Here is a 26,494-nt window from a genome sequence, read left to right as displayed (position 1 = left end):
CGTTATGTCTCTTAATGTAAAGTCCAGACCACTTGGCTGTCGTTGTGAAGGGGCGTTTGTAGGAGAAGACGGTGAAATATCAATTCGATCTTAATGTTATGAGGTTTTAGGTATGAGTCAGCGCAGCAGGTGGGTGTTGACGATAGTTGTTATATGGTTTGTTTAATCTGATGTGTTTCTGCGTGGCTGGTGGCAGGCTAGTGGCGCCTTGTTGCAGTTTGAGTGGTCGCGCATGTGCAGTCCTGGTAATGCAATTGCTCGGCCTTGTAGTGTGGGGTCTCAGGTGATGAGGCGAGGTGTGGGGTGGTTTTTGTATGTCGGTTTTAATATGGGTGATCTTTAATTTTATGATTTTAATTTGCATTGTTGTTATGGCGGTCAGTAGTAATATAATAAATATGGCATGGCGAAAAGAACCAGAGGGCGCTGCCCGGTCACGATGTTTTTGCTGGTGTAGCCTGTGTCTGAACGAGCGGGGGATAGGTTCTGTACAGGTTGCTCATGCGCTTGTGTTGAAGTCCCTGCTGCAAGGGTAGTTGCCTTCTTTTCGATGTTTACTGACGAAGAGCATATGTGGGGGGCGTGGGTAGCGTCAGTGCATTCAACGGCGGAGAAATGTTTCGCCTGGATGCTGTAGTTCATTGCGCAATATCGGCTGACAGCACTTTCAGTCTATTGACTATGGCCCGCTCTCATCAGGCAGCGCGGGTGTCGGCGTTGTTCTTCATGGTGCCGCTATTGGCATCGGTAATGGCGAACTAATTGCTCGATGAGGTCATGCCAGGGTTGGCATGGCGTGGCGTGGAGTGGAATGGTTGTTGCTGTGCTGGGGGTTTGGCTCGCTGAGGGAGTGACGTTGAACATGACCCGACACCAAGCAGTTCTCGATTGGTGGCAGTCAAGCGAAGACCTCGCCAACCACTCGAAACAATGAACGATGGCATAACCCGAAAAAATCGCAGCGAACAAAACAAAGGGCCTGCACGAGGAGTCTCATGCAAGCCCTTGATTTGTTTGGTGCCCGAAGCCGGAATCGAACCGGCCCGTCATTATGAACGGGGGATTTTAATTCAAAAAATTTATTTTTTAAAAACAGTAGGTTAGATCTGTGTCTGTGTATGTTTCGCAGCGAGACGGTGCCAGGACCCTGAAGGCCATTGCTTCTACGTGATCAAAAATAATTGCTGTGAAGAATGCCCGTCAAAAATCATTTGGTTGGGTTGCCTTTTTGCCGCCCCTTTGACGGATGTAAATCTCGGTCATCACGACCGTTGTATGCCCCAGCTGGCCACTGAGCCTGAGTCGTATCTCGGCGGTGTGCTTATTGTATTGCCGTTGGTGCTGACCGGTGATGAGCAGGGAGTCCAACTCTGGAGCTGAGTCCTAAGAGGATCGTGTTTGTAGCGATTTTTACCAGCCGTTCCTGGTGTGTGGTTTTATATTGTAAATGCATTTACAATTATTTTGACCCTACAGACGCAAGGCAAAGGCCATGGAAATCAAAGAGTCTATTGAAATCAGATCGACCCCCGCGCAAGTGTTCCGCTTGTATAGGGATGCGGGACGGTGGGCTGACTGGGACCCAGAAGTGAGTAGTGCCAGCTTGCCTGGCGGTCTCAAGTTGGGAGCCAAAGGTTGGCTTAAACCCAGGGTAGGGCCCAAGGCTGGCATTCAGATTGTTGAGATGACCGAAGAAAAGTCGTTTTCGGCGCAAAGCCGTTTGCCGTTATGTCGCATGGAATTCGGGCACCTGCTCACGGAAAAAGAGGGGGGCACTGTCGCAACTCACTGGGTTGAATTCTCCGGGCCATTGAGCTTTCTGTTTCGATACCTGATAGGTAGATCCATCCAGGCAGCGTTACCCAATACGATGCAGGGGCTTAAGAAGTCCAGTGAAGCCCGGGCAAGCTCCCTATGAGTGTGAGCAAGGACGGCGTCGAGGAGAACTGGAGTGGTTCTGCCTTCGCGGGGCCAAGCGACAGCCCTGGATTCAGACTCTGGCGCGACTTTTTGGACTGGCAGCGTCAACTTAATGTCCGCTTGAAGCCCTTGGGACTTACCCAGCCACAGTTCGCTATCCTGGCTGTAAGTGGTTGGCTGACTAGAGAGGGCGAGCAGGTGACTCAGCATGGAATCGCCAGTTTTACCGGTATGGATCGCATGCATATTTCGCAAATCATATCCCGCTTGGGTAAGGACGGGCTTATTGAAAAGCAAGTGAACCCGCAAGATCATCGCGCAAATCTGGTGTCACTTAGCGAAGAGGGCCACCGACGATTGCGTGCTGCTATGCCGATTGTTGAAGGCTTCGACAGAGAGTTCTTTCTAACGCGCAACACCTGATTACCTGTCTGGAAATCAGGTGTGATAACCCCCGAGCCCGGCCTAGTGCTGGGCTTTGTGTTTGCGCAGGAGAATGACGCCCGTTTTGGCAGGAAGGCAGAGAAGGGGTAAAAAACAGAATTGCGGAGCGGTCTGAATTTTTGCAGAGCAAAAACAAAGGGCCTGCACGAAGAATCTCATGCAAGCCCTTGATTTGTTTGGTGCCCGAAGCCGGAATCGAACCGGCACGTCCTTACGAACGGGGGATTTTAAGTCCCATGCGTCTACCAATTTCGCCATTCGGGCGGTAGCGCTATAAAGCGGGTCACGAAGGAAGGTGCTTTAACAAAGAAAGTACTCAGAGCCTGCGCAACAGGTGGACGAATATATAGAGCCTGCGCTCATGAGGCAAGGTCGATAGTGTCCATTGTGGTACATTTTTTTTCTCCGTGCCTGGGTAAAACCGTCGAAAAATCATAGATATATGCAACACGCCGGGGGTGTCCCTGCTGTGTTGAGGGTATTTGCAGCGCTGCTGCGGCGCGTATTCCCGAGTAGGCTAGGCTGCTTGCACAGCTGGGACATGAGTGGGCGTGATGAATACGAGTGTGATTTACGCATTGGCAGCGGCAGCGCTGTTCGGGGCCAGTACGCCATTGGCCAAGCTGCTGGGTACCGAGGTATCGCCGGTGATGCTGGCCGGACTGTTGTACCTGGGCAGTGGCCTGGGTTTGCTGTTGGTGCGCTGTGTCCGCGATCGGGGCTGGAAGCCCTCGGGTCTGGGTGCCGGTGAATGGCCCTGGCTGCTCGGCGCAATTGTATTTGGCGGGATCCTGGGTCCCGTGGCGTTGATGTTCGCTTTGACCCTCACCAGCGGGGCGACGGCTTCGTTGATGTTGAATCTTGAACCAGTGCTCACGGCACTGCTGGCCTGGGTGGTGTTCAAGGAGAACGCAGACCGGCGAATCGTGCTGGGGATGCTGGCAATCATTGCCGGCGGCGTTGTGTTGTCCTGGCCATCCGGGGCATCTGCGGCGGTGTCGCTTTCCTGGCTTGGGCCATTGGCGGTGGGGTTTGCCTGTTTCTGTTGGGCGGTCGATAACAATCTGACGCGCAAGGTATCTGCTTCTGATGCGCTGTATATCGCGGGCGCCAAGGGCCTTTTCGCGGGGTTGGTGAACTGTGCGATTGCATTGGCTTTGGGGGCGAAGGTTCCGTCGTTTGGGGTACTGAGCCCGACCCTGCTGATCGGTTTCCTGGGCTACGGTGTCAGTTTGGTGCTGTTTGTCCTGGCATTACGCGGCCTGGGGGCGGCGCGCACCGGGGCGTACTTTTCAACGGCACCTTTTCTGGGGGCGGCAATTTCCATTGTGCTGCTGGGCGAGTCGGTATCGCTGCTGTTCTGGCTGGCTGCTGGCTGCATGATTGTCGGGGTCTGGCTGCATCTGACCGAGCGCCATGAGCATGAGCATTTACATCAGCCGCTGGAGCACTCCCATCGCCATACCCACGATGAACATCACCAGCATGAGCATGCCGCAGATATTCCTGCGGGCAAGGCTCACAGTCATGCACATCAGCATTCGGTCATCAGCCATAACCATCCGCATTTCCCGGATATCCATCATCGCCACCGGCACTGAGCCATTGCGTTTTAAACCCTGATTTCAATGGAGCTATGGATCGCGCATGTTTGAACATATTGACTTCAATTACCTGCTGGCAACGTATGGTTACCTGGCCATTTTTATCGGCTGTTTGCTCGAAGGTGAAACCATTCTGATCCTCGGGGGGATGGCGGCACACCAGCATGTCCTCAAGCTGTTGCCGGTGATTGGTTATGCCAGCCTGGCGGGGATGCTGGGTGATCAGTTGTTGTTCTGGCTCGGGCGTTATTTCGGTGCTCGCCTGTTGCCCCGCCTGCACAAACAGCAGGCCGCTATTGATCGCGTGACGCAGTTGATTGGCCAGTATCCGACGGTGTCCATTTTTTCGGTGCGGTTTTTGTATGGCATGCGCCTGATCGGGCCCATGGTGATCGGTGCCAGCAAGGTCTCGCCATTGAAGTTTCTCTGCATCAATGCCGTGGGCGCGGCCGTGTGGGCAACGCTGTTTGCCAGTGGCGGCTATTGGGCCGGGGAGTTTCTCGAAGGCGTACTGGGCGACCTTAAGCCCTATCGCTTGCCGATTGCCCTGGGCGTGGTCGCATTGATGGTGGTGGTGGCCGTTGCCCGTCACTACAGGGCGAAAACCAGGGCGAAAACCAAAGCGGTCAAATCACTTTGACAGCCCGGCCGATAAACTGGATCGGCCCTGTCGGCTTGCCTGTTGTCGAACCGTTGGGGCCTTCCAGGGTCAGCTCGAAAAGTTGATTGGGCGACAGCGGCGGCAGGCGATCCAGTGGCAGTGACAGCACTTGTCCCGGCTTGACCAGCCCCAGGGACACAGGCCCGGCCCAGTCGTCGGCCTTGGTCCAGAACTCCAGCGCCTTGTCGCCGGGCACTTGCGCGACGCCAAGGGGGATCAGCTGGATATGTTCACGATCGTTGGCCTGGATGACCCAACCGGGTGCCTGACTTTGTGGTGCCACCAGAACCACCACATAGGCGGGCGGTGAGATGGCAGGTGTCACGGACCACAATGCCACGCCCAGTGCCAGCGTTGCGGCCAGGCCTGCGGCCGTCAGGCCGCGCCACAATGGCAGAAGGTTCCACCAACCAGTACTGGCCTGTGTTGGCGAGGCTGGGACATTCAGGGCGTTCAGGCTGCGCTCGATTCTCGGCCACAGCCGCTCTGAAGGCTGTTGCGCCGGGGCAAGGTCGTTGAGGGGCAACAGTCGGGCTTCCCAGCGATCGACTGCGGCCTGCAGATCAGGCTCATGGGGCAGGCGTTGCTCAAGCGCACGCCGTTGTTGCCCATTGAGCGTGCCCAGCACGTATTCGCCCGCCAAGGCATCGAGATCGTCCGGGTCGCTATTGTCAGGTGTAAAAGTCATCCCATGCACTCGCGCAAGGCGCTCAGGCTGCGTTTGATCCAGGCTTTTACGGTGCCCAGAGGGGTGTCCAGTTTGTTTGCAATTTCTGCATGGGTATAGCCGTCAACATAGGCATGCACAATGCAGGAGCGTCGGGCCGGGTCGAGTTGCTCAAGGCAGCCGTATATGCGCTCGCAGCCATCCGGCCATTGCAGTGGGTCCTGCATCTGGTGGCGACCGTCGAGAGTGGCCAGAGGTTGCAAGGCCAGTTCGCTGCTTTCGCTGACTTGAATTTCCAGGCGAGTGTCGCGCCTGCAGTTCAGGGCCAGATGCCGGGTCAGGCTGAAAATCCAGCCTCGTGCAGAACCGCGCCCGGGATCGAAGCTGGCGGCGCGCATCCAGATTTTGATAAAAGCGTCATGCACGATGTCCTCAGCCAGTGCGCTGTCGCGGGCAATGCGTTTGGCTACCCCCAGCAAGCGCGCGCTTTCCTGGGCATACAGGGCCACCAGCGCCTGCTGCTCGCCGCGGGCGCAGGCCAGCAGGCAGGCTTCATAGTCAAATAGTGGCTCAGGTAGTGTCACTGTGTTCCGCCGTTGCAGATGGGACATCTCCGGTCATTGCCCGGTCTCCATCGAAGCAGCGTAGACGATGTAACGCATTAGCGGCTGGCCCAGAAAATGTAATCGGCCTGGTATGGCACTACTTGTCGCTGGCCCTTGTTGGCGGCTGTGCAGGCGCTGGCAGGTGCCGCACCGCCCTTGAGTGCCACACGCTGGATGTAACTCACACCGTTCATGGCACCTTTGCCCTCTGCAGGATTGGCCTTGACCAGTTGATAGGGCAGGTTGCCAGCCCCGGCAGGGGCCACTGCGAGCTGGGTGCCGGTGACTTTGGAACCGTCCAGGGCTTGCCAGGTCGCGGGCGGGCCAAAGTAGCTACCAACTTGTTTACCAGTTGTGTCATTGAGCTGAGCTTTTGGGCCTACAAAAAACCACTCCATTTCGCCTGGAGTGCTGGCTTTTTCTTTGCACTCATATGTGATTTCGCCTACACCAACTGTTGTCATTGCCATCTTGTGGCCGTCGGGAACTCTAATGTTTTCGGGCAAATTCGACTGTGCCCAGGCGCCTTGGGCTGCCACCAGCAGCATGGCGGCAAGTGTCAGGCTGGCATGGCTGATCAAAGGTTTTGCGTTCATGTTCCGATCTCCTGATGGGATAACAGCACGCTGCTGTTACGGGTACTACCCGCAGCAGGAGGATTTGGATGCAGTTGCAAAAAATAAACTTGAAAGGCAAAGTCCGGGAACCCGGTTGCGTGACGGATCCCTTGGCCTAAGCTTGGGAATACAGGCTCAACGCCAAGGGTTTCAAGGCATTGGCAGCACGTTCGCGAAGCCGGTCCGATAATAAAAGGAGATCTGGATGTTTATCCGTTTATTGATCCTTGCTTCTGTGCTGGTTGCAGGCACGGTGCAGGCCGTTGAAGTTCCAAGCCCGCTTGAACAGGATCGCGGCAAGTTTCGCCCGCTGGTAGTGGTCGCCCGTGCAGATGCCGACCCAACCCTGGTCAACCTCAAAAAAGCCCTTGAAGATCCGGCCAACAAGCAGGCTTTTGACCAGCGCAATATGGTGCTCTATACGATTGTAGGCATTACAGGCAAACGCGATGGCAAGGACCTTGAACCCCAGAGCACCATGTCGCTGATTCGCGGGCTCAAGCCGGGGATGATTATCGACAAGGCCAAAGTGATCCTGATCGGCAAGGATGGGGAAAAGAAAGTCGAGACAGTGGGGGATGTTGACCTGGCCGAGCTGTTTAAAACCATCGATGCCTTGCCCGCTGCCGAAAAGGAAACCCAGGCACCGGTTGCGGTGGAGACGCCGGCCAAGGGCGCAGCCGCTGGCAAATCGACAAAGCCCGCCAAACCGGCAAAAGCGGCTCAGACCCTGGATGACTGAACACCAGCCAAAAAAAGGCCCGCTGGGGGAAGCGGGCCTAAATGGGATTCACTAAAGGAGTGGATCCAATCTAGGCGCAGCGATGTGAAAGTGATGTGAAAATTGCGCAGTCAAATCATTTGATCGGGCAAATGTGTGTGGTCAAAATAATGGCCATCTGTAGCGCAATTCCGGCTCGGTAATCCGATAGTGTGAACACACCGCTCACCAGACTGCCGGATAACAAGATGCCGTTTTCCCTCGAACTGATTTCTGCCTTTGCACTCTTTGCCTTTGTGTCGTCCATCACCCCCGGCCCCAACAACACCATGCTGCTGGCATCGGGGGTCAACTTCGGCTTCAGGCGCACCATCCCCCATGCTCTGGGCATCAGCTTCGGCTTTATGTTCCTGGTGCTTGCGGTTGGATTGGGGCTGGGGGGTGTATTCAAGACCGTGCCCATGGCCTACACCGTTTTGCGTTATCTGGGGGCGGCGTACTTACTGTATCTGGCGTGGAAAGTCGCCACTTCGGGGCCGGTGTCCGAGTCGGGTGCGGCCCAGGGCAGGCCACTGGGCTTCTGGGGCGCGGCGGCGTTTCAATGGGTCAATCCCAAGGCCTGGGTGATGGCCATTGGTGCAATCACCACCTACACGCCGTCCCAGGGTTATATCGCCAACGTGTTTGTCATCGCGCTGGTCTTCGCCATCATCAACTTGCCCAGTGTCTGCGTGTGGGCCGGTTGCGGCAGTGCGTTGCGCAATGTGCTGACCCGGCCCAAGTGGCTGCTGGCATTCAACCTGACGATGGCGATTCTGCTGGTGGTGTCGCTGTATCCGATTCTGTTTGAGGTTCATTGAGCCATTCCTGGCTCAGGGTGGCGGTGTCACCCAGGTACTCCAATAGCCAGCTCATGGCCGGGGAATGGTTGTTCTGTGCCCAGGCAATGCACGAAGGGCTGGCCGGAAAGGGTCGCTGCAGGCTCAGCGCAAGCAGTTGGCCCTGGTCGATCAGTGGCTGGGCCAGATGGGCGGGCACCATGCCGACACACAGACCGTCGCTCAAACAGGCCAGCCCCGAAGCCCAGTCGGGCACCATCATGCGGCGCTGGTTATCCAGGGTCCAGGTGTCGCGTTTGGGCAGGCTGCGTGAAGTGTCATCCATGCACAGTGCAGGGTAGGGGCGCAGGTGCTCATCACCCAGCAATCCGCCAATGGACGCCAGCGGATGCCGCGGGCTGGCGACGCACAGCCAGTGCAGAAAACCCATGTCGCGAAAGGCAAAGCTCCCCGCCACGGGCACTGCACGGGTGGCTCCGATAACCAGATCGGTACGGCCGTCTACCAAGGCATCCCACACACCGTTGTACACCTCGTATTGAACAATCAGTTCCACGTCGGGGAAATGCCGGTAGAAGTCGATGACCATCTGCTGGCAGCGCGGTTTTTTGATGATTGAATCCACGGCCACCCGCAACTGGCCGCTCCAGCCATTGGCAACCTGCTGGCAAAGGCGGCGGGTGCCGAGCATTTTTTTCATGACGTCGCGGGCTTCTTTGACAAACATCCGCCCGGCAGGCGTGAGTTCCACATCCCGGTGACGACGTACAAACAGCGGTACCGCCAGCCATTGCTCCAGTTGGCGCACGGTGTAGCTGACGGCGGAGGGAACGCGGTGCAGTTCCTGGGCTGCGCCACTGAAACTGCCGTGGCGGGCGACTGCATCAATTACATCCAGGGAGTATTCAGACCACATGGGTTTGCCTTCAAAAAATTCGATGCCAGTTGGCAATTATTATCGCTTCACAAGCAAATCCTCAGCTGGATAATGCGCGGCAGTCAACAAATTGTTTGATGGCAAGTTTTTGGGTGCACATGAAAAACACTTTTGGTTTTACCTGTTATCTCGCCGGGCTGAGCATGCTGGGCTACCTGGCAATGGATATGTACTTACCGGCATTTGGCACGTTGCGCAGTGAACTGGGGCTTTCAGCCGGTGCCGTGGGCGCGAGCCTGAGCATCTTTCTGGCCGGGTTCGCGATCGGCCAGTTGCTCTGGGGGCCGTTATCGGACCGCCTGGGGCGCAAACCGGTGTTGTTGGCGGGGTTGTCGCTGTTTGCCCTGGGGTGCGCGGGCATGTTCTGGGTGCAGGACAGTGTGCTGCTGTTGAGCCTGCGGTTTATTCAGGCCATCGGCATTTGCGCGGCGGCAGTAACCTGGCAGGCGCTGGTCATCGACCGATACCCGCCTGACCAGGCCAACCGCGTGTTTGCCGGGATCATGCCGCTGATGGGACTGTCACCGGCACTGGCTCCTTTGCTGGGGGCCGTGGTGCTGAGTCACCTGGGCTGGCAAGCGATTTTTGCGGTATTGCTGGGCCTGGCGGTGTTACTGATCGTACCCACGTTGTTGCTCAAGGAAAAACCCCGTGTGGCGCCAAAGGCAGTTAAAACCGGGGTGAGCTATTGGCAACTGCTGTGCACGGCTAAATTCAGTGGCAACGTCATGATCTTCGCCGCATGTTCGGCCAGCTTTTTCGCCTGGTTGACGGCCTCACCCTTTATTTTGGGCGATATGGGTTATAGCCCAAGCGATATCGGTTTGAGCTACGCGCTGCCTACTGTGGCATTTATGGTGGGTGGTTACAGCTGTCGCAGCGCGTTGCAGCGGATCAGTGGGCGGGCGCTGTTACCCTGGTTGCTGGTGGCTTACTGCGCAAGCATGGTCGGGCTGTATGGGGTTGCGACCCAGACCGTGCCGACGCTGACCACCTTGCTGATCCCGTTTTGTTTGATGGCGCTGGTTAACGGTGCGAGTTATCCGATTGTTGTCGCGAGCGCACTGATGCCATTTTCGGAGAACTCCGGTAAGGCGGCGGGTTTGCAAAATACGTTGCAGCTTGGGTTGTGCTTTTTGGGCAGCCTGCTGGTGTCGACCTTTATCAGCCAGCCGCTGCAAATCACGGTTGAAGTAATGCTGGCTACGGCGCCGCTGGCGGTGCTGGGGTATTTTATTCAGCGACGCAAGGTGAAGGCGCAGGCATTAGTGGCGTCTTGAGGGGCAGGTCGCCCCGGTGATTTCAGCTCAACGAAAGCGCCGGATATCTATCCGGCGCGTCAGTCAAACCCGGCTATACGCTTGCACCCCCCATTCCAGCTAGGCCATTTGGACGATGTGCCTGTGACTCACCAGTCCGATTATCGAAGGAAGGTTCTGGACGCCTCGCCGAGGAGGCAGCCAGAGCATCCACGATAATAAAAAGAGGACTGGCTGCATGAACTCTGCCCAGCAACTGAATCGTGCAGCGAGGCATCGACCATGCGCTCAATAATTGGCTATCTGGTTTGCCTGATCGTCGCTGTCACCATCGCGTTTACCTTCTCTCCACGTCATGCCTCCGATGTCGCTTCGGCCCAGTTGCGGCCCGATCGTCTGCAAATCAACGGTATGTTGTATCTGGATAAGCGGGTGGTGGCCGTCGGCGAGCGCGGCAATATTTTGCTCAGCGACGATCAGGGGGGCTCGTGGCAGCCAGCGACGGTCAAGCCGCAGCGTGATCTGACCCTTACCGCACTGGTGGCGCTGCCGGATAAAAGCCTGCTGGCGGTCGGCCATGATGGCTGGATTGTGCGCTCCGAAGATGAAGGCGCCAACTGGTCAGAGGTGCGCTTCGACGGCGAAATCGCCGAGCCTTTGCTGGGCATCTGGAGTGCCGGCGGCAATCGTGTCCTGGCGTTCGGCAGTTTCGGCAAATTTTACCAGTCCGGGGATGACGGCCGCACCTGGCAAGCCCAGCCGCTGGAGGTGGATAGCGCTCACCTCAATGGCATGGATGGCGGAACAGACGGTCGCCGCATGGTGGTCGGCGAGCAAGGGCTGGTGCTGCGCAGCGACGATGCCGGGCACAGCTGGCACAAGCTCGAGCCGTTCTATAACGGCTCGCTGTTTGGTGTGGTACGCCTGAGCCCCGATCGTTGGGTGACCTACGGCATGCGCGGCCATGTGTTTGTCAGCCAGGACTTCGGCCAGACCTGGGAACCGGTAAAAGTCGGCAATCAATTGCCGCTCTATGGCCATGTCCTATTGCCCAACGACGGTGGCCTGCTGATTGTCGGTGCTGGCAGCTCGGTGGTACGCCTGGACGGCAAGGGTGAACTGGTCAGCGCTACGCGCTTGCCGGGGCTGGGTACTTTGACTTCGGCGGTAATGGTGGGTTCACGGCTGCTGGTAGGCGGCGAGCGCGGTGTGTTCCAGGGGACTGATGGCGGTGTTGCTGCCCTTGGAGGTGCCCGGTGAGCAGTGAAAACAGTGTTGTAAATCGCACGGTCGAGCGTATTGCCGACTTGCTGATCGTCTGGCGCAAGAGCCTGTTGGCGCTGTTTGTATTATTGACCCTGGCCCTGGGTTACAGCGCCACACACACGCAACTGGACCCGGGCTTTAACAAGCAGATCCCGGTGCGCAATGCCTTTATGGTCAACTTTCTCAACTTCAGCCAGTACTTCACGGGGGCCAACCGCTTTCTGGTCAGTGTGAAGTGGAAAGGCGAAGGCGATATCTATAACCGCCAGTACCTGGAAACCCTGCGCAAAGTCACGGATGACGTGTTTTTTATCAATGGTGTGAGCCGTGCCAGTGTGACGTCGCTGTTCACCGCCAATGTGCGCTATATCGAAATCACCGAGGACGGTTTTTTCGGCGATGTGGTGATGCCACCGCGCTTTACCGGCACGGCCGAAGACTTGTCCCAGGCCCGCAACAACGTCGCCCGCTCCGGACAGGTCGGGCGTCTGGTGGCCAATGATCTGACCTCGTCGATGGTGCGCGCCGACCTGCAGGACATGGACCCGCAAACCGGCAAATCGGTGTCCTATGCCGAGGTGGCCCAGCGGCTGGAAGATATCCGTGCCAAGTACAGCAATGATGATATCGAGATCAACATCGTCGGCTTCGCCAAGCTGGTGGGGGACGTGGTTGAAGGCCTGACGACGGTCATCGGCTTTTTTGTGATTGCCTTTGTCATCACCGCGTTGATGCTGTGGGTGTATTCACGCTCATGGCGCCTCACGGTGGTTGCGCTGGCCGTGGCGCTGCTGCCGGTGGTCTGGCTGTTGGGGTTGCTGCCGTTGCTGGGGCTGGGGATCGATCCGATGTCGATTCTGGTGCCGTTTCTGATCTTCTCGATCGGCGTGTCCCATGCGGTGCAAATGACCAATGCCTGGAAACAGGATGTACTGGCGGGCAGCTCTGCGGTGCAGGCTGCGCACGGCGCTTTTTGCAAGATCTTCATCCCGGGTTCGCTGGCGTTGCTGATGAACGCCCTGGGTTTCGGCGTCATCATGCTGATCGACATTCCCATCGTGCATGAACTGGGCGTGACCGCATGCATCGGGGTGATGCTGATGATCATCACCAACAAGCTGATGCTGCCGATCATCCTGTCGTATCTCAAGCTTGAGCCGGGGGCGATGGCCCAGGGGCTCAAGGTGCAGGGCAAGCACGCGCTGTGGTGGCGGCTATCGGCGCTGGCCGAGCCAAAACCGGCGCTGGCGGTGTTTGTGGTCAGCCTGCTGCTGCTCGGTGTCGGTGCCTGGAAGGCCCGGGATCTGGCAGTGGGCGATATCGGCGTGGGTGCGCCGGAGCTGCGCGCCGATTCGCGCTACAACCAGGACAACCAGAAGATCATCAACAGTTATTCGATTGGCCTGGATGTGATGTCGGTGTTCGTGCAGGTCAAGGGCATCGAAGAAGGTTGCCTGGCACCGCAAGTGATGCGCGCCATTGAATCATTCGACTTCCAGATCCGCAGCGTGGCGGGTGTGCAGTCAGTGCAGAGCGTGGCGGGCATGGGTAAAGCCGTGATTGCCGGCAATAACGAAGGCAACCCGCGCTGGTCGGCGATCCCCGGTTCCGAGCGCGGCCTGAGCCAGGGCTCTCGCGCTTACATGCCGGACGACGGCCTGGTGACCGAAGGCTGCCAGCGCATGCAGATCCTGGTGTTCCTCACCGATCACGAAGGGTCGACCGTGAGCCATGTAGTGGACGAAACCCAGCGCATCATCGGCGGCTTGCAAGGGCCAAACGTGGAGTTTCTGCTGGCCGGTGGCAACGTGGGGGTGATGGCGGCGTCCAACGAAGCGGTCAAGCAGGCCGAGGTGGTGATGCTCGCGGCGCTGTTCGGTTCGGTGGCGCTGTTCTGCTGGCTGACCTTTGGTTCATTGCGCGCGGTGCTGTGCATTCTGGTGCCGCTGGCCATCGTCGCGATCCTGTGCAACGCCCTGATGGCGACCCTGGGCATCGGCCTGAAAGTCGCGACCCTGCCAGTGATGGCACTGGGCGTGGGGGTGGGAGTCGATTACGGGATCTATCTGTACGAGCGGATTGCCCATGAAATGGCTGACGGCAAGGATCTGCGCACGGCGTTCTACCAGGCCATGTGCCAACGGGGTACGGCGGCGGTGTTTACGGCGCTGACCATGTCCATCGGCGTGTGTACCTGGGCCTTTGCTCCCCTGAAGTTCCAGGCTGATATGGGTGTACTGCTGTCCTTCATGTTTCTCGTCAACGTGCTCGGCGCAATCTTTTTGCTACCGGCGCTGGCGGCCTGGTTCAATTTGGCACGACCGTTGGTCAAGGTCAAAACCCGCCCGGCGCAAGCGACCGCCGGGCATTATCCGCTCAAGCCGAGCGTTGCTGCGAAGGACTCTTCAAACCGCTGAAGCAGACAGCTTGCCGGGCTTGTATGACGGCAGGCATACAGACACACTGAGTCGCTTTTGCACAGCTTTACGGATGTGGTGCAAAGGTTAGCCGCTAGTCATAAGAACAATAAAAAGGGCCGGTCATGAACCTGGCCCGAAGCGAGGATAAGTCCGTGGATACAGTGACCTTGAATCACCAGACCCTGGCCGGTCTGGGGCTTGAACTGGCCGATTACGATCAGATGGTCGGCAGCTTTTATGACGGTGCCCTGGACCCCAAAATAATGGGTCGTACCTTGTGTACCGTGCGTGGCATGTTCCGGGCCAACTACGCCACCCTGATCCTGCGAGTGCCCGATCAGCCCGATCTGGGCTTGATGATCGTTGCCGGAGATATCGAAGGCGAGGGCGAGCTGACCTATCAAACCTATCCGCAAACCAATACCCCCTTTGTCGGGCAGGCGCTGGACCAGGTATTTACCGTCGAAGACCTGATGAGCGAGAGCGAGTGGGTGCAGTCGGCCTATTTCAAGGCCTACTGCGGTCCGCAGAATGTCTATCACGTGATGGGCGCCGACATTTCCACTCCCGATGGCGGCAAGCTGCGGTTTCGCATCACCCGGCCAAAGTCTTCCCCGGCTTTCTCCAGTGCCGAGCGTGCCCTGTGCAGCAGTTTTCTGCCGCATTTGCGCCGCGCCCTGCATCTGCACAACCTGCTCGATCGCAGCGAGTCCATGAGCGAGTTGTACGCCCAGGCCATCAGCCGCCTGTCGGTGGCGACCATCGTGCTCGACGAAACCGGCAAGGTTCTGCGCCTCAACCCGGTGGCCGAAGAAATCCTCAAGAACGCTGATGGACTCAAGTTGGTGGGGGGCAGGCTGGAAGCCACTTACCCCAGCGACAACCGCGAGCTGCAACGCCTGGTCAAGCACGCTTTCAGCCAGGAAGTGCGTGAGGGCGGGGCGACAGCCGATGCGATGTCCGTGACCCGACCTTCGGGTCAGGTCAGCCTGGGGCTGGTGGTCGAGGCCATTCCGTCGCTGGAGTGGGCCGAAGGCAAGAGCAAGCCGGCGGCAGTGATCTATATCCGCGACTCGGTAGGCAAATCGCTGGCCAGTGAAGTGGTGACCAAACAACTGTTCAACCTGACCAAGGCCGAGACGGCGCTGGCGATGGAACTGGCCAACGGCTTGTCCCTGGAGGAAGCGGCGGAAAACCTGAATATCCGGCGCAACACCGCGCGGGCGCATTTGCGTTCGATCTTCTCCAAGACCGGTGTGCGCCGCCAGACCGAGCTGGTGAGGATTTTGCTGAACAGCGTGGTCGCGTTGGGAAAGCCCAAGTGCGCCTTGCGAGCGGCTGAGTCCGTGGTGGTGCCGGCGCCACAACTGGCGCGTCCGGTTCGTAAAAGCGCTTAAGGATTTATGCCCGCCGGCGAGGGTGTTTGCGCCACCGCCGGTTTTTCGTCAGCCAGGCCGCCTGCGCCTGCATCATCAAGGAAAGTCTTATGCCAGTTACTGCTGTCAGCGGTTCCGCTTCCGGGATCGGCGCCGCCGTGTGCGCGCAATTACGAGCTGCGGGCCACCGGATAATCGGAATTGACCGTGGCAATGCCGAAGTGGTCGCTGACCTTTCGACCCGTGCCGGGCGCCAGGCGGCAGTGGCGCAGGTGCTTGAGCAATGCGGCGGGGTCCTCGACGGGCTTGTGTGCTGCGCCGGGATCGGGGTGACCGCACCTTCCAGCGGCATCGTGCTGGCGGTTAACTACTTTGGCGTCAGTGAACTGCTTGATGGCCTGGCCGATGCGCTGGCCAAGGGGGAGAACCCGGCTGCACTGGTGATCGGTTCAGTGGCGGCCACCCATTCGGGTGCCGAGCAGGAACCAATGGTTGCCGCGATGCTCGCCGGTGACGAGGCGAAGGCGTTGGAACTGGCCAATGCCCTGGGTCAGACGCACCAGGCCTATGCCGGTTCCAAGTATGCGGTGACCTGTGCCGCGCGGCGCAAGGCGGTGCAATGGGCCCCGCAAGGTATCCGTTTGAACGTGGTTGCACCGGGCGCGGTGGAAACTCCGCTGCATCAGGCGGCCAAGGACGATGCGCGGTTTGGCAAGGCCGTACGTGAGTTTGTCGCACCACTGGGGCGCTCGGGCACTCCTGAAGAACTGGCCCGGGTTGTGGCTTTTGTGCAATCGGCGCAGGCCAGTTTCATGACCGGCAGCGTAGTGTTTGTCGACGGCGGCATGGACGCAATGGTGCGTACACAGCGTTTCTGACCGCTAAGGGGCTTTTATGAACAAAGTGGCATTTATTACCGGCGCCAGTCGCGGCATTGGTCGTGCAACCGCGCTGGCCTTTGCCCGTGCAGGTTTTGATCTGGCCATCAGTGCGCGCAGCCTGGACGAAGGTCAAAGCCATGCCCACGGCTTGCGCAACCCGGATGGCACGCCGCTGCCCGGCAGTTTGAATGCCACCGCAGCGGCAATCCGTGAGCTGGGACGCAAGGCGCTGGTGGTGCCCATGGACCTGCTCGACAGTGAGTCGGTACTGGCCGCCAGCCAGGCTGTGTTTACCGAATATGGCCGGGTGGATGTACTGGTCAACAATGCCATCTACCAGGGCAGCGATCTGAATGTACCTTTTATGCAGTTGCAGCCCGAGACCCTGGAGCGAGTCTTTCAGGGCTATGTGATGACACCGTTCTTGCTGACCCGGGCGGTGGTCAGCCAGATGCTCGAGCAGGGCGGCGGTGTGGTGATCAACGTCACCTCCGGTGCTGGAGAAACCGATCCGCCGGTGGCAGCGGGCAAGGGCGGCTGGGGTTACGCCTATGGTGCGGGCAAGGCGGCAGTGTCGAGGCTGTCGGGCATATTGTCGGTGGAACTGGGGGAGCAGGGGATTCGTGCCTACACCCTCAACCCGGGTGTGGTGACCACTGACGCATTGCGCGCCACCATTGGTGACAAAGGCGTCATTGCCCTGCGTGCAGGCTCTGCGCCGCCGGAGGTACCAGCAGCGGTGATGCTGTGGCTGGCCACCCATGAAGGGGCGGTTGATCACCAGCGCAAGACCATCCACTGCCAGCCGTTTGCCCGTGAACACGGGATTGTCGAGGATTGGCGCTAAGCGCTCCCTCACCCTGTCCCTCTCCCAGGGGGAGAGGGGGCTGACCGCACGCGGCCCAAAGATCACCGCTAACCAGCTCCCTCTCCCTGCGGGAGAGGGTTGGGGTGAGGGCAGCCCCTCTAGTCCATCTGAACGATGAGCCCACCCCGAACCTCGGTGAAGATCATCGGGTAAAGCGCCCTGGCCCTTAACCTGAGGAATAATAAAAATGACTAAACTCGCACACATCCACGTCGAGAATGCTTTGTCGCCCCGCTATGGTCGCGGCTGGCATTGCCTGGGCGAGGCAGACGAGTACCGTGATGGCAAGCTGCATACCCTGAATGTGTTCGGCTCGCGACTGCTGGCATTTGCCACGTCAAAGGGCGAGATCAGTGTGCTCGACGCCCATTGCCCGCATATGGGCGCCGACCTGTCCCAGGGCACTATCGAAAACGACCGTGTGGTCTGCCCCTTTCACCACTGGCAGTACGAAGCCAGCGGCAAGTGTGTCGAGATCCCTTACTGCAAGCGCATTCCGCCCAAGGCCAAAACCCGTGCCTGGCAGACCTGCGAGGTCAACAATCTGCTGTTTGTGTGGAACAACCCTGAAGGCAAGCCGCCCGCCGAAGATGTGGTGATCCCCCATCTACCTGAGCTGGACAGCGATGAGTGGCTGCACAGCTGGCATATGGACAAGCTGATCATCGACACCAACCCGCGCGAGCTGGTCGACAACCTGGTGGACGCCCAGCATTTCGGTCCGGTACATGGCACGCCGACCAAGTACTTCCACAATGTGTTCGAGGGGCATATTGCTCAGCAAATCTTCCATGGCGACTCCGAGCGGCTGGGCGGTGACCTGGTGGCCGAGTCGGCCTATTACGGCCCCGCGACGCACCTGACACGCATGAGCGCGGTGTTTGAAGGGCTGGAAATAAAGTCCATCCTGCTCAATTGCCACGTGCCGATCGGCCCCAACAGCTTTGAACTGCGTTTTGGCTGCATGGTGAAAAAAGTGCCGGGCTGGACCCATGAGCAGAACGAAGCGCTGGCCGTGGATTATGTGCAGCGTAACCGCGACTCGTTCTATCAGGACGTTGATATCTGGACGCACAAGGTGCGCATCAACAACCCGGTGCTGGCCGAGGGCGATGGTCCGGTCTATCAGCTACGCGAGTGGTACCAGCAGTTTTTCACCGACGAAGAGGGCGTGCCGGCAAGCATGGCCGAGCGTCGTGAAATCACCACGGTGGATAACCGCTGATTGATTGCCTGAGCCACGGGCAGTGCCGCTGGCGCTGCCCGTCCAGCGGCAAGTTACTGCTGGCTTTTTGATCCGTGCTGCTTAAGATGGCCGTCATCGATACGTCATCGGGCATGGAACAGGGCCAATGCTGAACAAGGACACCATCTCCATTCATCTGGTGCGTGAGGCACTGCTGCAAAGCTGCGCGCCGGGCAGTGCCACCGATGAAGTGCTGCACAAGGTCGGCATCGCGCGCGAGTTGCTTGACCAGCCGGATGCCCGTGTACCGGCCATGGTCTATGCGCGGATGTGGCGGTTGCTGGCGCGGCGCCTGGACGACGAATTTTTTGGCATGGACCCGCGCAAGTTGCGGGCCGGCAGCCTGGAGTTCATGTGCCGCTCGGCCATGGCGCAGCCAACCCTGGCCCGGGGGCTGGAGGTGGTACTGGGGTTTCTGTCGTTGATGCTGGAGCGTTTGCCTGCACGCCTGGTGCGTCAGCAAAGCGTGGCCGAGATTGTCCTGCACGAGCCTGAGCAACAGGCCAGCCGTGGTTTTACCTACTTTGCCTACTGGATGATCGTGCACGGTGTGGCCTGCTGGCTGGCCGGGCGCAGGATTCCGATTCTGGCCATTGAGCTGCGTTGTGCTGCGCCCGATTACTGCGAAGACTACGAAGTGATGTTCTCCGAGAACCTGCGTTTTGAGCGGCCACGCACGCGGATGATTTTTGCCGCTGATTGCCTGGATGCACCGATCAAGCGCACCGATCCGGAGTTGAAACGGTTTTTGGCTGAAGCACCGGCCAATATTCTGGTCAAGTACCGCGACCCGCAAAGCCTGGCCAGTCAGATAAAACAGAATCTGCGCCAGTTGCCGGCCGTGCAGTGGCCCGAGACCCAGGGCATGGCGCAGAGTCTGTGCATGTCGGCATCGACCTTGCGCCGTCGCCTGGCGGACGAAGGGCAAACCTTTCAGGGGCTCAAGGACAGCGTGCGCAAGGAGCTGGCAATCGGCTGGCTGGCCGAGCCTGAGCACAGCTATGCCGATATTGCCCAGCGCCTGGGCTTTGCCGATACCAGCTCATTCTACAAGGCCTTTCGCAAATGGTCGGGGACCAACCCCGGGCATTACCGCGGGTTGATTTTGGGCGCGGTTTGAAAACCATTGGCGCCTCTGACTCTTCTGTCCCCTGAAGAGACTCTGTTGCCGATCAAGCCTTTTTGTGGGAGCGAGCCTGCTCGCGAACGACCTTCGCGAGCAGGCTCGCTCCCACAGTCGTCGTATATACGGGCTACAGCGTCCTGATCGAGTTGCTGATCCCGCGGGCGCACTGAATCACTGTAGAGGCCAGTTTTTCTTCGGCTTCTTCCATGCTCCAGCGGCTGCTGGGCACCACCACATGCACCGCCGCGACCGGCAGGCCGTTACTGTTGAAAATCGGCGCGGCAATGGTCATGTCACCCAGAAACATTTCTTCCTTGTTGGTGGCATAGCCCTGTTTGCGGCTGATCTGCACCCGTTCAAATATGGCGTCGGCATCGGTAATTGTATGGCGTGTCAGTTCGATCAGCTGGCTGTCTTGCAGCACACCACGGATTTCATCATCTGCCAGGCCACTCAGGTAAGCACGCCCGCCACCTGTGCAGTACATGGGGATACGGCTGCCGATAGGCATATGGATCGGGATAAATTTCGGTGCGACGAAACGTGACACGTAAACCATGTCCAGTCCGTCGGGCTCGGTCAGGTTGACCGTCTCGCCGGTGATCTGGTTGAGCTCGGCCAAGTAGGGGTTTGCCACATCTACCAATATATCGGCGGCCAGATAGTTGTAGCCGATCTCCATAACTTTGGGCGTTAACTGGAAGCGCCGGCTTTGCGGGTGTTTGCGTACATACCCGAGTTCTTCAAGGGTATGCACCATGCGTTGGGCCGAGCTTTTGCTGATCACTGCAACCAACGCTATATCTGCCAGGGTCATGGTGCGCCGCGCCGCGCCGAAACCGCGAAGTACGGCCAGGCCCTTTTCCAGTGACTGGTTGAAAAGAGGGTTGTTGTTATCGCTCATGGCGCATCCTTGGCTTGTTTCAGGTCTATAAGTATCGATATGCGATACTTATAAATCTCTTTACGATTTAAGTAAATTGGTTATAGTCGATGGCGGCATTTTGCACCAGAGGCTGCAGGGGTTGTTGAGTGCCGTATCGCAACAATAAAAGCGACCACAGGGAGATTCGCTATGCACAAACCTTTTCAAGTGCTGACGCTGGTATGCGCAATGGCTGCCGGGTTGATTGGATCAGCCAGCGCTGTTGCAGAGCCTGTCTATAAAGTCGGGGCGACAGCAACGGGCATCCCGTTCACCTTCCTCGATATCAAGAGCGGGAAAATCCAGGGCATGATGGTCGATGCGGCCGAGGCGGTGGGCAAGGCTGGCGGGTTCGACACCGAGATCCAGCAAACCACCTTTGCGGCTCTGATCCCTTCGTTGACCACCAACAAGATCGACCTGATTTCCGCCGCCATGCTCAAAACCCCAGAGCGTGAAAAGGTTGTGCAGTATTCCGATCCGATTTTCAGCTACGGCGAAGGCCTGATCGTCAAATCTGACGACCCGAAAGAATACAAAACCATGGATGACCTGGCCGGTGAAGTGGTCGGCGCCCAGGTTGGTACGGTCTTTCTCGATGCGCTGAACAAGCACGGCGGCTTCAAGGAAGTGCGCAGCTACGACTCCATTCCTGACCTGATGCGGGACCTCAAGCTGGGCCGTATCAAGGCGGCATTCGGTGATCGCCCGATCATCGCCTACCAGTTGGCCCAGGGTAAAAACCCGGACGTAAAACTGTCGAGCACCTATGTGCCGGTGGTGATGGGCGACGTATGCCTGGTGATGCGCCAGGGCGATGCCGAGAAGCTGGCGCAGGTCAACAAGGGCATTGCCGCCATCAAGGCCGACGGCTCGCTGCAACGCATCATCGAGAAGTGGCAACTGAACTGATGATCCTGTGGCCCCCGTGTTGCGGCGGGTCACTTCTTGTAGCGGTGCGCAGGTAGTTTATGTTTCTCCAGGACGCGTTGGACTTTCTTCCAATTCTGCTCAAAGGCGCAGTGGTCACTGTGCAGGTCACTGCAGGTTCGTTCCTGCTCAGTTCAGTGATTGGCCTGCTGTTTGCGCTGATGATGGTTTCCAAGATTCGCGCCATCGCCTTGTTCGCCATCGGCGTGGTCAATGTGATTCGCGGGCTGCCGATCATCGTGCAGCTGTTTTATATCTATTTTGTGTTGCCCGACTTCGGTATCCAGCTCAGCGCCATGCAGGCGGGCGTGATCGGTTTGGGCATTGCCTATTCAGCCTATCAGGCCGAGAACTTTCGGGCGGGGATCCAGGCCATCGACCTGGGCCAGATCGAAGCCGCCGAGTCGTTTGGCATGCGCGGTCTGCTGATCATGCGCCGGATTGTGCTGCCCCAGGCATTTCGCATTGCCTTGCCGCCCTATGGCAACACGCTGGTGATGATGCTCAAGGACTCCTCGCTGGTGTCGACCATCACCGTGGCGGAAATGACCCGCCAAGGGCAACTGATTGCGTCTTCGACCTTTGAAAACATGACGGTCTACACCCTGGTTGCGTTGCTCTATCTGTCGATGAGCTTGCCGCTGTCCTATGGCTTGCGTCGTCTGGAAGGCCGCTTTGCGCTGCGGAGGCGTACATGAAAGCACCCTCGAAATTGATCTTGCCACCTTCCCTCTGGTCCGCTACGGCGCGCCCCGCGGCTCTGACCCAGGCACTGGCGGAAAACAAGCGGGTGGACGTGGCGATTGTCGGTGCCGGGTACACGGGGCTGGTGACTGCACTGCGCCTGGCAGAGTCGGGTGTCAGTGTCTGTGTGCTGGATGCGGGTGAGCCGGGTTGGGGCGCTTCGGGGCGCAACGGCGGGCAGGTCATCCCCGGCCTCAAATACGACCCCGATCAGTTACTTGAGCGTTTTGGCGCTGAGCGTGGCGAGAAAATTATCGAAGCCTGCGGCGGTGCCGCAGATGAAGTGTTTTCGCTGATTCGCGAATATGGCATTGCGTGTGATGCCACGCGCAAGGGCTGGATTCAGCCGGCCTTTTCCAGCGCGACGATGAAGACTCTGGAGGGTCGTGCCCGCCAGTGGCAACAGCGCGGTGTAGCCGCCGAGTTGCTGGACAGTGACAGCGTATGCCAGCGCATCGGCACGCACAATTACGTGGGTGGCTGGGTTGACCCGCGGGCTGGCAGCTTGCACCCGCTTAACTATGCTCGCGGCCTGGCCAGGTCGGCACTGGGGCGTGGCGTGATGATTCACAGCGATAGCCAGGTGACGGACTTGCGCCGCATCGGCACGCAGTGGCAACTGACCACCGCACAAGGTCATAGCGTGACGGCCGAGCGTGTGGTGCTGGCTACCAATGGCTATACCGATGGCTTGTGGCCAGGGCTGCGGCAAACCGTGCTGGCGGCCAACAGTTTCATGATTGCCACCCGACCACTGTCGCCGGAGCTGCGCAAAACCATTTTGCCGGGCGGGGAAGTGTGCTCCGATGCGCGGCGCCTGCTGCTGTACTTCAAGCAGGATGCCCAGGGGCGTGTACTGCTGGGTGGGCGCGGGCCGTTTGCCGAACCGCGGCGTGCCGAAGACTGGGCACACCTTGAGCGCTCATTGATCAGCGTGTTTCCGCAGTTGGCAGGCGTGGCGATCGAATACCGCTGGAGCGGGCGTGTGGCGCTCAATCATAGTGTGTTGCCACAGTTGCATGAGCCGCAGCCAGGCCTGTCGATCCTGATGGGCTACAACGGCCGCGGCATTGCGATGGCGACAACCTTGGGCAAGCATCTGGCGGCGCGAGTTTCGGGGGCCAGCAATGACTTCCCGTTCCCTGTCACGCCGATGCGCAGAATTCCCTTCCACAGCTTGCAGCGCCTGTATGTGGCGGCGGGTATCAGCTACTACCGGTTGCTGGATGCCCTGAACGGGTAAAAGCAGGGGCAAGCGTCAACAGCCTTGGCGCTTGCCGCTGATCTTCAATCCGCCTTGATCGTTGATACATCCTCGGCCCTGACCTTTATGTGCTTGCCTGCTATATCGACGAACTCATAGAAGCCATCCTTGTTGGTGGTAGTGGGCAGGGCCTTGGTCAGGTATTGCGTGCCGTTTTGCAGGGTCACAACGCTCGGGGTCGCGCAGCCTGCCAGGCCCAGCAAGGCCACTATCAGCAGGGGTAAACCGGTAACCTTGATCTTCATGCATGTACCTTGAGCTGTTCGCAAGTTGGAGATGGGTCGCGCCGAGGTTGTTCGAGCAGCCAGCGCTGGAAAGTCAGTGTGGCATCTGACAGCGTTTTTTGCCGAGAGTGCGCCGGATGATCGGCATTTGTGCTGAAAAATTCAACCGCGCCGCCACCGCGCCGTGATCCCGGTGCGGGTGGATCAGATCAGGTCGGGCACGCCCTGGAGCCATTATTGAGGTCCTGTTTGTCGACGCGACTGAGCAGGCTGGCCTTGCCGTCTTTCCAGGTCAGGGTCAACACATACAACGAGTCAAAGTCGCCACCGGACCAGTCTTCGGTCAACGAGGTCTTCTTGCCCAGCGCCTGACTGGCGACGCTATTGATCAGTTCCGGCAAGTAGCCATGGGACCAGGCGGTGTAGATCGTTGAGCTGTGATACTGGTCGTCGGTCAGCTCTTTGGCCAGTTGGCGGGTATCGTTGGCCGAATACTCCAGATTGATCGGCAAGCCCAGTTTGATGGCGCTCGGGTTGATGGTCATCAACGGCCGTACGTAGCTGTAGGCATCATCATTGGCGCCTTCTTCAACCTGGCGCGAAGGGTTGGCTGCAAACACGTAGTCAGCCTTGCCATAGCGCTGAGGCAACAGGGTGGCCAGGTCAATCGCGCGGTTCAGTCCCTGGCAGGTGAGCTGGCCGAGGCCATCGGCGGGTTTTTCCGCATGGCGCAAAAACACCAGGGTTTGCACACCGTCTACCGGCTGGGCAAAGACGTCATCCGCATGTACCGCCAGCGCAACAGCGCCGGCAATCAGTAACAGCGGGATAGCCGCCAATGCATAGGGCTTGAGTCGAGGTTTAATCCAAACAGACTGGGTCATGGGATTCTTCTGCATACATCTGTTAAGGCTGACTGGCCTGGCACAGTGGGCATGGCAGCCCCTGTGTTGATCCTTGTCATTACTGCAAACCTGAGCCTCTTATCCTTGGCAGAAGCGTTTATTAGATGCCTTTTTCACAATTGGTTCGATTTTACCTGCGCTAGATCGGTAATTGTCCTGCAGGGTGAATGCTATGGTGGCTTTTTTGTATGACAAAATCGTTCACTCTTTAGTCTGGTATTCCTACAGAGGCTTGCGCCATGCTTCCAGCGCCACTGCGAAAACCGAGCAATCCCGTGCATCTTCGAGTACGTGCCTGGCGCGGCCGGGTAGGGCTGGCCATGGTGGCGAGCCTGTCGGTGCTGGCGGGCATGACGGACGCCATCGGCTTTTTGGCCACCGGTGATTTTGTCTCATTTATGAGTGGCAACACCACGCGCCTGGCGGTGGCCGTCGGTGACGGTGACCTGCATATGGCGTTGCGCCTGCTGCTTGCGGTACTGGCGTTTATTGTCGGTAACGCCCTGGGGGTATTGCTGGGGCGCTGGGGCGGACGGCGCGCCTTACCCTTGATGCTGGTGATTGCGGGGTTGTTGTGTGCGGCAGCTTTGCTGCCGTTTGCCAGCCAGGTGCCGGCGTTGCTGGCAGCCATCGTGGCAATGGGCATGCTCAATGCTGCGGTGGAGCAGGTCAATGGCCTGCCGGTGGGCCTGACCTATGTGACCGGGGCATTGTCGCGTTTTGGTCGCGGGCTGGGCCGCTGGCTGCTGGGTGAGCGGCGCAGTGGCTGGCGCGTGCAACTGGTGCCCTGGACCGGGATGTTGCTGGGTGCAGTGCTGGGTGCCTTGCTGGAGGCGCAGTTCGGCCTCCAGGCCCTGCTGTTCAGCGCCGGTTTTGCGGCTGTTTTGGGCGTGTTGTCGTTGCGCATACCTCGTCGTTGGCAACGGGATTACATGCCGCGTTAATCCCTCGTTTTGCTTGACCCGGGCTGCGCGTAAACTGGCGCAGCCCGGCTGCATGCCCAGCCCTACGAACAGGAGTCGTTGTGTCCAAGTCAGTCGATGACAATTCATCCCTTGCGCCATTTTCCATCGAAAGCCCGGCACCGCTATATGCCCGGGTCAAACAGGCCATAACGCAAAAAATCCGTTCAGGGGCCTGGCTGCCCAATGCCAAGTTGCCGTCTGAGAGTGAACTGCTTGCCCAGCTGGGGGTGAGTCGCATGACCATCAATCGCGCATTGCGTGAGCTGACCATCGAAGGGCTGCTGGTGCGCATGCAAGGGGTGGGCACCTTCGTCGCCGTGCCCAAGGGCAGTGCGGCGTTGTTCGAGATTCGCAATATCGCCCAGGAAATCGCTGATCGTGGCCATGTGCACCGCTGCGAAGTGATTGTGCTCGAAGAGGTCCCGGCCAAGACCACGCCGGTGTTGCCCTTTGCCCTGGACGGGGTCAAACGCTTATTCCACTCTCTGATGGTGCACTACGAAAACGAGGTGCCGGTGCAGATCGAGGAGCGCTATATCAATGCCGAGATCGCCCCTGAGTACCTGCAACAGGACTTCACCCGCACCACAGCCTATGCCTACCTGATGAACCTGGCGCCACTGACCGGCGGCGAACATGAGGTGGAGGCGATTCATGCTACTTCCGCGCAATGCCGCCTGTTGAACGTAAAGCGCAACGAGCCATGCCTGCTGATTCGCCGCCGGACCTGGGCTGCACAGGGGTTGGTGGGGTGTGCCCGGCTGGTCTATCCGGGTTCGCGCTATCGCCTGCAAGGGCAGTGCGGTAACTGAGTACTCGCGGGTGGCCCCGTGTTACTCGCGTTACTTTTGGTGCGTTTTTGTTACCTTCCCGCCTGTTTATGCCCAAAGTTGCGGCAGTTTTTTGCATTTTTTCTGTGCGCTCATATTCCGTATTAAAAAGTTCTTAATTTTTAACTATCTGATTTAAATAGCTATTTATCTTGGTTTTGTACGTTCCTGGTTGATCTCGTTCAGGTGTTGGCCCTTCACTTGCATTCACTTGTACATACAGGTTGGTATAAGTGTGCACCTTTGTGCC

Annotated in this window: 26 protein-coding genes and 1 tRNA gene; 19 read left to right on the top strand and 8 right to left on the bottom strand. The window is 58.5% G+C overall.

Features of this window, described 5'->3' with window-relative positions:
* Positions 1–1,492: 1,492 nt before the first annotated feature.
* Positions 1,493–1,918, top strand: coding sequence for an SRPBCC family protein (locus V6L81_RS16810; protein ID WP_095018644.1), 426 nt, complete (start codon positions 1,493–1,495; stop codon positions 1,916–1,918).
* On the top strand, positions 1,915–2,343 hold the full coding sequence (locus V6L81_RS16805; RefSeq protein WP_095020708.1) for a MarR family winged helix-turn-helix transcriptional regulator: 429 nt from the start codon (positions 1,915–1,917) through the stop codon (positions 2,341–2,343). Before V6L81_RS16810 ends, V6L81_RS16805 begins: the two co-directional genes overlap by 4 nt.
* Positions 2,344–2,541: 198 nt before the next feature.
* Here the strand turns inward: V6L81_RS16805 and V6L81_RS16800 are convergent.
* A tRNA-Leu gene (locus V6L81_RS16800) sits at positions 2,542–2,628 on the bottom strand.
* Between the two features lie 290 nt (positions 2,629–2,918).
* On the opposite strand from V6L81_RS16800, the gene V6L81_RS16795 reads away from it, so the two are divergent.
* Together V6L81_RS16795 and V6L81_RS16790 are read left to right on the top strand one after the other, a co-directional pair.
* Positions 2,919–3,965 (top strand): EamA family transporter, encoded by a 1,047-nt coding sequence (locus tag V6L81_RS16795; protein WP_095020707.1) that lies wholly within the window; start codon positions 2,919–2,921, stop codon positions 3,963–3,965.
* A 46-nt stretch (positions 3,966–4,011) separates the two neighbouring features.
* A complete protein-coding gene (locus tag V6L81_RS16790; protein WP_095003319.1) occupies positions 4,012–4,608 on the top strand; it encodes a DedA family protein in 597 nt (198 codons plus the stop codon).
* On the opposite strand, the gene V6L81_RS16785 is transcribed toward V6L81_RS16790, so the two are convergent.
* The 3 genes from V6L81_RS16785 to V6L81_RS16775 are packed head-to-tail and all read right to left on the bottom strand — an operon-like array spanning position 4,595 to position 6,497.
* Positions 4,595–5,317 (bottom strand): anti-sigma factor domain-containing protein, encoded by a 723-nt coding sequence (locus tag V6L81_RS16785; RefSeq protein ID WP_095003320.1) that lies wholly within the window; start codon positions 5,315–5,317, stop codon positions 4,595–4,597. The genes V6L81_RS16790 and V6L81_RS16785 overlap by 14 nt on opposite strands.
* On the bottom strand, positions 5,314–5,907 hold the full coding sequence (locus V6L81_RS16780; RefSeq protein ID WP_404824632.1) for a sigma-70 family RNA polymerase sigma factor: 594 nt from the start codon (positions 5,905–5,907) through the stop codon (positions 5,314–5,316). Before V6L81_RS16780 ends, V6L81_RS16785 begins: the two co-directional genes overlap by 4 nt.
* 50 nt (positions 5,908–5,957) lie before the next feature.
* The gene (locus tag V6L81_RS16775) at positions 5,958–6,497 is read right to left on the bottom strand and encodes a DUF3455 domain-containing protein (RefSeq protein ID WP_095003322.1); all 540 of its coding nucleotides are present in this window, start codon (positions 6,495–6,497) and stop codon (positions 5,958–5,960) included.
* A 226-nt stretch (positions 6,498–6,723) separates the two neighbouring features.
* Between V6L81_RS16775 and V6L81_RS16770 the strand changes: the two genes are divergently transcribed.
* Complete coding sequence (locus tag V6L81_RS16770) at positions 6,724–7,260, top strand: DUF4174 domain-containing protein (RefSeq protein WP_095018690.1); 537 nt, start codon at positions 6,724–6,726, stop codon at positions 7,258–7,260.
* A 227-nt stretch (positions 7,261–7,487) separates the two neighbouring features.
* On the top strand, positions 7,488–8,099 hold the full coding sequence (locus V6L81_RS16765; RefSeq protein WP_338660174.1) for a LysE family translocator: 612 nt from the start codon (positions 7,488–7,490) through the stop codon (positions 8,097–8,099).
* Here V6L81_RS16765 and punR read toward each other — a convergent pair.
* Positions 8,035–8,994, bottom strand: coding sequence for a DNA-binding transcriptional activator PunR (punR, locus tag V6L81_RS16760; protein ID WP_095003325.1), 960 nt, complete (start codon positions 8,992–8,994; stop codon positions 8,035–8,037). The genes V6L81_RS16765 and punR overlap by 65 nt on opposite strands.
* A gap of 119 nt (positions 8,995–9,113) precedes the next feature.
* On the opposite strand from punR, the gene punC reads away from it, so the two are divergent.
* The 8 genes from punC (at position 9,114) to V6L81_RS16720 (ending at position 19,451) form a co-directional block, all read left to right on the top strand.
* Complete coding sequence (punC, locus tag V6L81_RS16755) at positions 9,114–10,295, top strand: purine nucleoside transporter PunC (RefSeq protein WP_095003344.1); 1,182 nt, start codon at positions 9,114–9,116, stop codon at positions 10,293–10,295.
* 261 nt (positions 10,296–10,556) lie between these two features.
* Complete coding sequence (locus V6L81_RS16750; RefSeq protein ID WP_095023740.1) at positions 10,557–11,534, top strand: YCF48-related protein; 978 nt, start codon at positions 10,557–10,559, stop codon at positions 11,532–11,534.
* Complete coding sequence (locus V6L81_RS16745) at positions 11,531–13,957, top strand: RND family transporter (RefSeq protein ID WP_095003327.1); 2,427 nt, start codon at positions 11,531–11,533, stop codon at positions 13,955–13,957. Before V6L81_RS16750 ends, V6L81_RS16745 begins: the two co-directional genes overlap by 4 nt.
* A 155-nt stretch (positions 13,958–14,112) precedes the next feature.
* Entirely contained in the window at positions 14,113–15,357 is a 1,245-nt protein-coding gene (locus V6L81_RS16740; protein WP_370688638.1) for a helix-turn-helix transcriptional regulator, read from the top strand.
* A gap of 89 nt (positions 15,358–15,446) precedes the next feature.
* On the top strand, positions 15,447–16,214 hold the full coding sequence (locus V6L81_RS16735; protein ID WP_095003329.1) for an SDR family oxidoreductase: 768 nt from the start codon (positions 15,447–15,449) through the stop codon (positions 16,212–16,214).
* Between the two features lie 16 nt (positions 16,215–16,230).
* Entirely contained in the window at positions 16,231–17,064 is an 834-nt protein-coding gene (locus V6L81_RS16730; RefSeq protein ID WP_095003330.1) for an SDR family NAD(P)-dependent oxidoreductase, read from the top strand.
* 208 nt (positions 17,065–17,272) lie between these two features.
* The gene (locus V6L81_RS16725; protein ID WP_095003331.1) at positions 17,273–18,310 is read left to right on the top strand and encodes a Rieske 2Fe-2S domain-containing protein; all 1,038 of its coding nucleotides are present in this window, start codon (positions 17,273–17,275) and stop codon (positions 18,308–18,310) included.
* Between the two features lie 127 nt (positions 18,311–18,437).
* Entirely contained in the window at positions 18,438–19,451 is a 1,014-nt protein-coding gene (locus tag V6L81_RS16720) for an AraC family transcriptional regulator (RefSeq protein ID WP_338660173.1), read from the top strand.
* A gap of 133 nt (positions 19,452–19,584) precedes the next feature.
* Here the strand turns inward: V6L81_RS16720 and V6L81_RS16715 are convergent, their stop codons facing one another.
* Positions 19,585–20,361 carry an IclR family transcriptional regulator gene (locus tag V6L81_RS16715; RefSeq protein ID WP_338660172.1) on the bottom strand — a complete coding sequence of 259 codons (777 nt, stop codon included), beginning with the start codon at positions 20,359–20,361 and terminating at the stop codon, positions 19,585–19,587.
* A gap of 171 nt (positions 20,362–20,532) precedes the next feature.
* Here V6L81_RS16715 and V6L81_RS16710 point away from each other — a divergent pair, with 171 nt between their 5' ends.
* The 3 genes from V6L81_RS16710 to V6L81_RS16700 are packed head-to-tail and all read left to right on the top strand — an operon-like array spanning position 20,533 to position 23,299.
* Positions 20,533–21,294: an ABC transporter substrate-binding protein gene (locus tag V6L81_RS16710; RefSeq protein WP_095018695.1), complete on the top strand. Its 762-nt coding sequence runs from the start codon at positions 20,533–20,535 to the stop codon at positions 21,292–21,294.
* A 59-nt stretch (positions 21,295–21,353) separates the two neighbouring features.
* Entirely contained in the window at positions 21,354–22,010 is a 657-nt protein-coding gene (locus tag V6L81_RS16705) for an amino acid ABC transporter permease (protein ID WP_095003335.1), read from the top strand.
* The gene (locus V6L81_RS16700) at positions 22,007–23,299 is read left to right on the top strand and encodes an FAD-dependent oxidoreductase (protein ID WP_338660171.1); all 1,293 of its coding nucleotides are present in this window, start codon (positions 22,007–22,009) and stop codon (positions 23,297–23,299) included. Before V6L81_RS16705 ends, V6L81_RS16700 begins: the two co-directional genes overlap by 4 nt.
* A gap of 44 nt (positions 23,300–23,343) precedes the next feature.
* Here V6L81_RS16700 and V6L81_RS16695 read toward each other — a convergent pair whose 3' ends face one another.
* Both V6L81_RS16695 and V6L81_RS16690 read right to left on the bottom strand, forming a co-directional pair.
* Positions 23,344–23,565, bottom strand: coding sequence for a YgdI/YgdR family lipoprotein (locus V6L81_RS16695; RefSeq protein ID WP_338660170.1), 222 nt, complete (start codon positions 23,563–23,565; stop codon positions 23,344–23,346).
* 188 nt (positions 23,566–23,753) lie between these two features.
* Positions 23,754–24,428, bottom strand: coding sequence for a histidine phosphatase family protein (locus V6L81_RS16690; protein WP_095003338.1), 675 nt, complete (start codon positions 24,426–24,428; stop codon positions 23,754–23,756).
* A gap of 260 nt (positions 24,429–24,688) precedes the next feature.
* Between V6L81_RS16690 and V6L81_RS16685 the strand changes: the two genes are divergently transcribed.
* Together V6L81_RS16685 and hutC are read left to right on the top strand one after the other, a co-directional pair.
* Entirely contained in the window at positions 24,689–25,393 is a 705-nt protein-coding gene (locus V6L81_RS16685) for a YoaK family protein (RefSeq protein WP_095023745.1), read from the top strand.
* A gap of 80 nt (positions 25,394–25,473) precedes the next feature.
* Positions 25,474–26,226: a histidine utilization repressor gene (gene hutC / locus V6L81_RS16680; protein ID WP_095018697.1), complete on the top strand. Its 753-nt coding sequence runs from the start codon at positions 25,474–25,476 to the stop codon at positions 26,224–26,226.
* Positions 26,227–26,494 lie beyond the last annotated feature (268 nt).

This window comes from Pseudomonas bubulae, from assembly GCF_037023725.1.
In the GTDB taxonomy this organism is placed as follows: Bacteria; Pseudomonadota; Gammaproteobacteria; order Pseudomonadales; family Pseudomonadaceae; genus Aquipseudomonas; species Aquipseudomonas bubulae.
The sequence above is the reverse complement of the archived record's forward strand: the minus strand, read 5'-3'. Positions and strand labels throughout refer to the sequence as shown.

Bases quoted from the DNA above. Each gene is read 5' to 3' on its own strand.
- V6L81_RS16810 (WP_095018644.1), top strand. From the start codon at position 1,493: ATGGAAATCAAAGAGTCTATTGAAATCAGATCGACCCCCGCGCAAGTG.
- V6L81_RS16805 (WP_095020708.1), top strand. From the start codon at position 1,915: ATGAGTGTGAGCAAGGACGGCGTCGAGGAGAACTGGAGTGGTTCTGCC.
- V6L81_RS16795 (WP_095020707.1), top strand. From the start codon at position 2,919: ATGAATACGAGTGTGATTTACGCATTGGCAGCGGCAGCGCTGTTCGGG.
- V6L81_RS16790 (WP_095003319.1), top strand. From the start codon at position 4,012: ATGTTTGAACATATTGACTTCAATTACCTGCTGGCAACGTATGGTTAC.
- V6L81_RS16785 (WP_095003320.1), bottom strand. From the start codon at position 5,317: ATGACTTTTACACCTGACAATAGCGACCCGGACGATCTCGATGCCTTG.
- V6L81_RS16780 (WP_404824632.1), bottom strand. From the start codon at position 5,907: ATGTCCCATCTGCAACGGCGGAACACAGTGACACTACCTGAGCCACTA.
- V6L81_RS16775 (WP_095003322.1), bottom strand. From the start codon at position 6,497: ATGAACGCAAAACCTTTGATCAGCCATGCCAGCCTGACACTTGCCGCC.
- V6L81_RS16770 (WP_095018690.1), top strand. From the start codon at position 6,724: ATGTTTATCCGTTTATTGATCCTTGCTTCTGTGCTGGTTGCAGGCACG.
- V6L81_RS16765 (WP_338660174.1), top strand. From the start codon at position 7,488: ATGCCGTTTTCCCTCGAACTGATTTCTGCCTTTGCACTCTTTGCCTTT.
- punR (WP_095003325.1), bottom strand. From the start codon at position 8,994: ATGTGGTCTGAATACTCCCTGGATGTAATTGATGCAGTCGCCCGCCAC.
- punC (WP_095003344.1), top strand. From the start codon at position 9,114: ATGAAAAACACTTTTGGTTTTACCTGTTATCTCGCCGGGCTGAGCATG.
- V6L81_RS16750 (WP_095023740.1), top strand. From the start codon at position 10,557: ATGCGCTCAATAATTGGCTATCTGGTTTGCCTGATCGTCGCTGTCACC.
- V6L81_RS16735 (WP_095003329.1), top strand. From the start codon at position 15,447: ATGCCAGTTACTGCTGTCAGCGGTTCCGCTTCCGGGATCGGCGCCGCC.
- V6L81_RS16730 (WP_095003330.1), top strand. From the start codon at position 16,231: ATGAACAAAGTGGCATTTATTACCGGCGCCAGTCGCGGCATTGGTCGT.
- V6L81_RS16725 (WP_095003331.1), top strand. From the start codon at position 17,273: ATGACTAAACTCGCACACATCCACGTCGAGAATGCTTTGTCGCCCCGC.
- V6L81_RS16720 (WP_338660173.1), top strand. From the start codon at position 18,438: ATGCTGAACAAGGACACCATCTCCATTCATCTGGTGCGTGAGGCACTG.
- V6L81_RS16715 (WP_338660172.1), bottom strand. From the start codon at position 20,361: ATGAGCGATAACAACAACCCTCTTTTCAACCAGTCACTGGAAAAGGGC.
- V6L81_RS16710 (WP_095018695.1), top strand. From the start codon at position 20,533: ATGCACAAACCTTTTCAAGTGCTGACGCTGGTATGCGCAATGGCTGCC.
- V6L81_RS16705 (WP_095003335.1), top strand. From the start codon at position 21,354: ATGTTTCTCCAGGACGCGTTGGACTTTCTTCCAATTCTGCTCAAAGGC.
- V6L81_RS16700 (WP_338660171.1), top strand. From the start codon at position 22,007: ATGAAAGCACCCTCGAAATTGATCTTGCCACCTTCCCTCTGGTCCGCT.
- V6L81_RS16695 (WP_338660170.1), bottom strand. From the start codon at position 23,565: ATGAAGATCAAGGTTACCGGTTTACCCCTGCTGATAGTGGCCTTGCTG.
- V6L81_RS16690 (WP_095003338.1), bottom strand. From the start codon at position 24,428: ATGACCCAGTCTGTTTGGATTAAACCTCGACTCAAGCCCTATGCATTG.
- V6L81_RS16685 (WP_095023745.1), top strand. From the start codon at position 24,689: ATGCTTCCAGCGCCACTGCGAAAACCGAGCAATCCCGTGCATCTTCGA.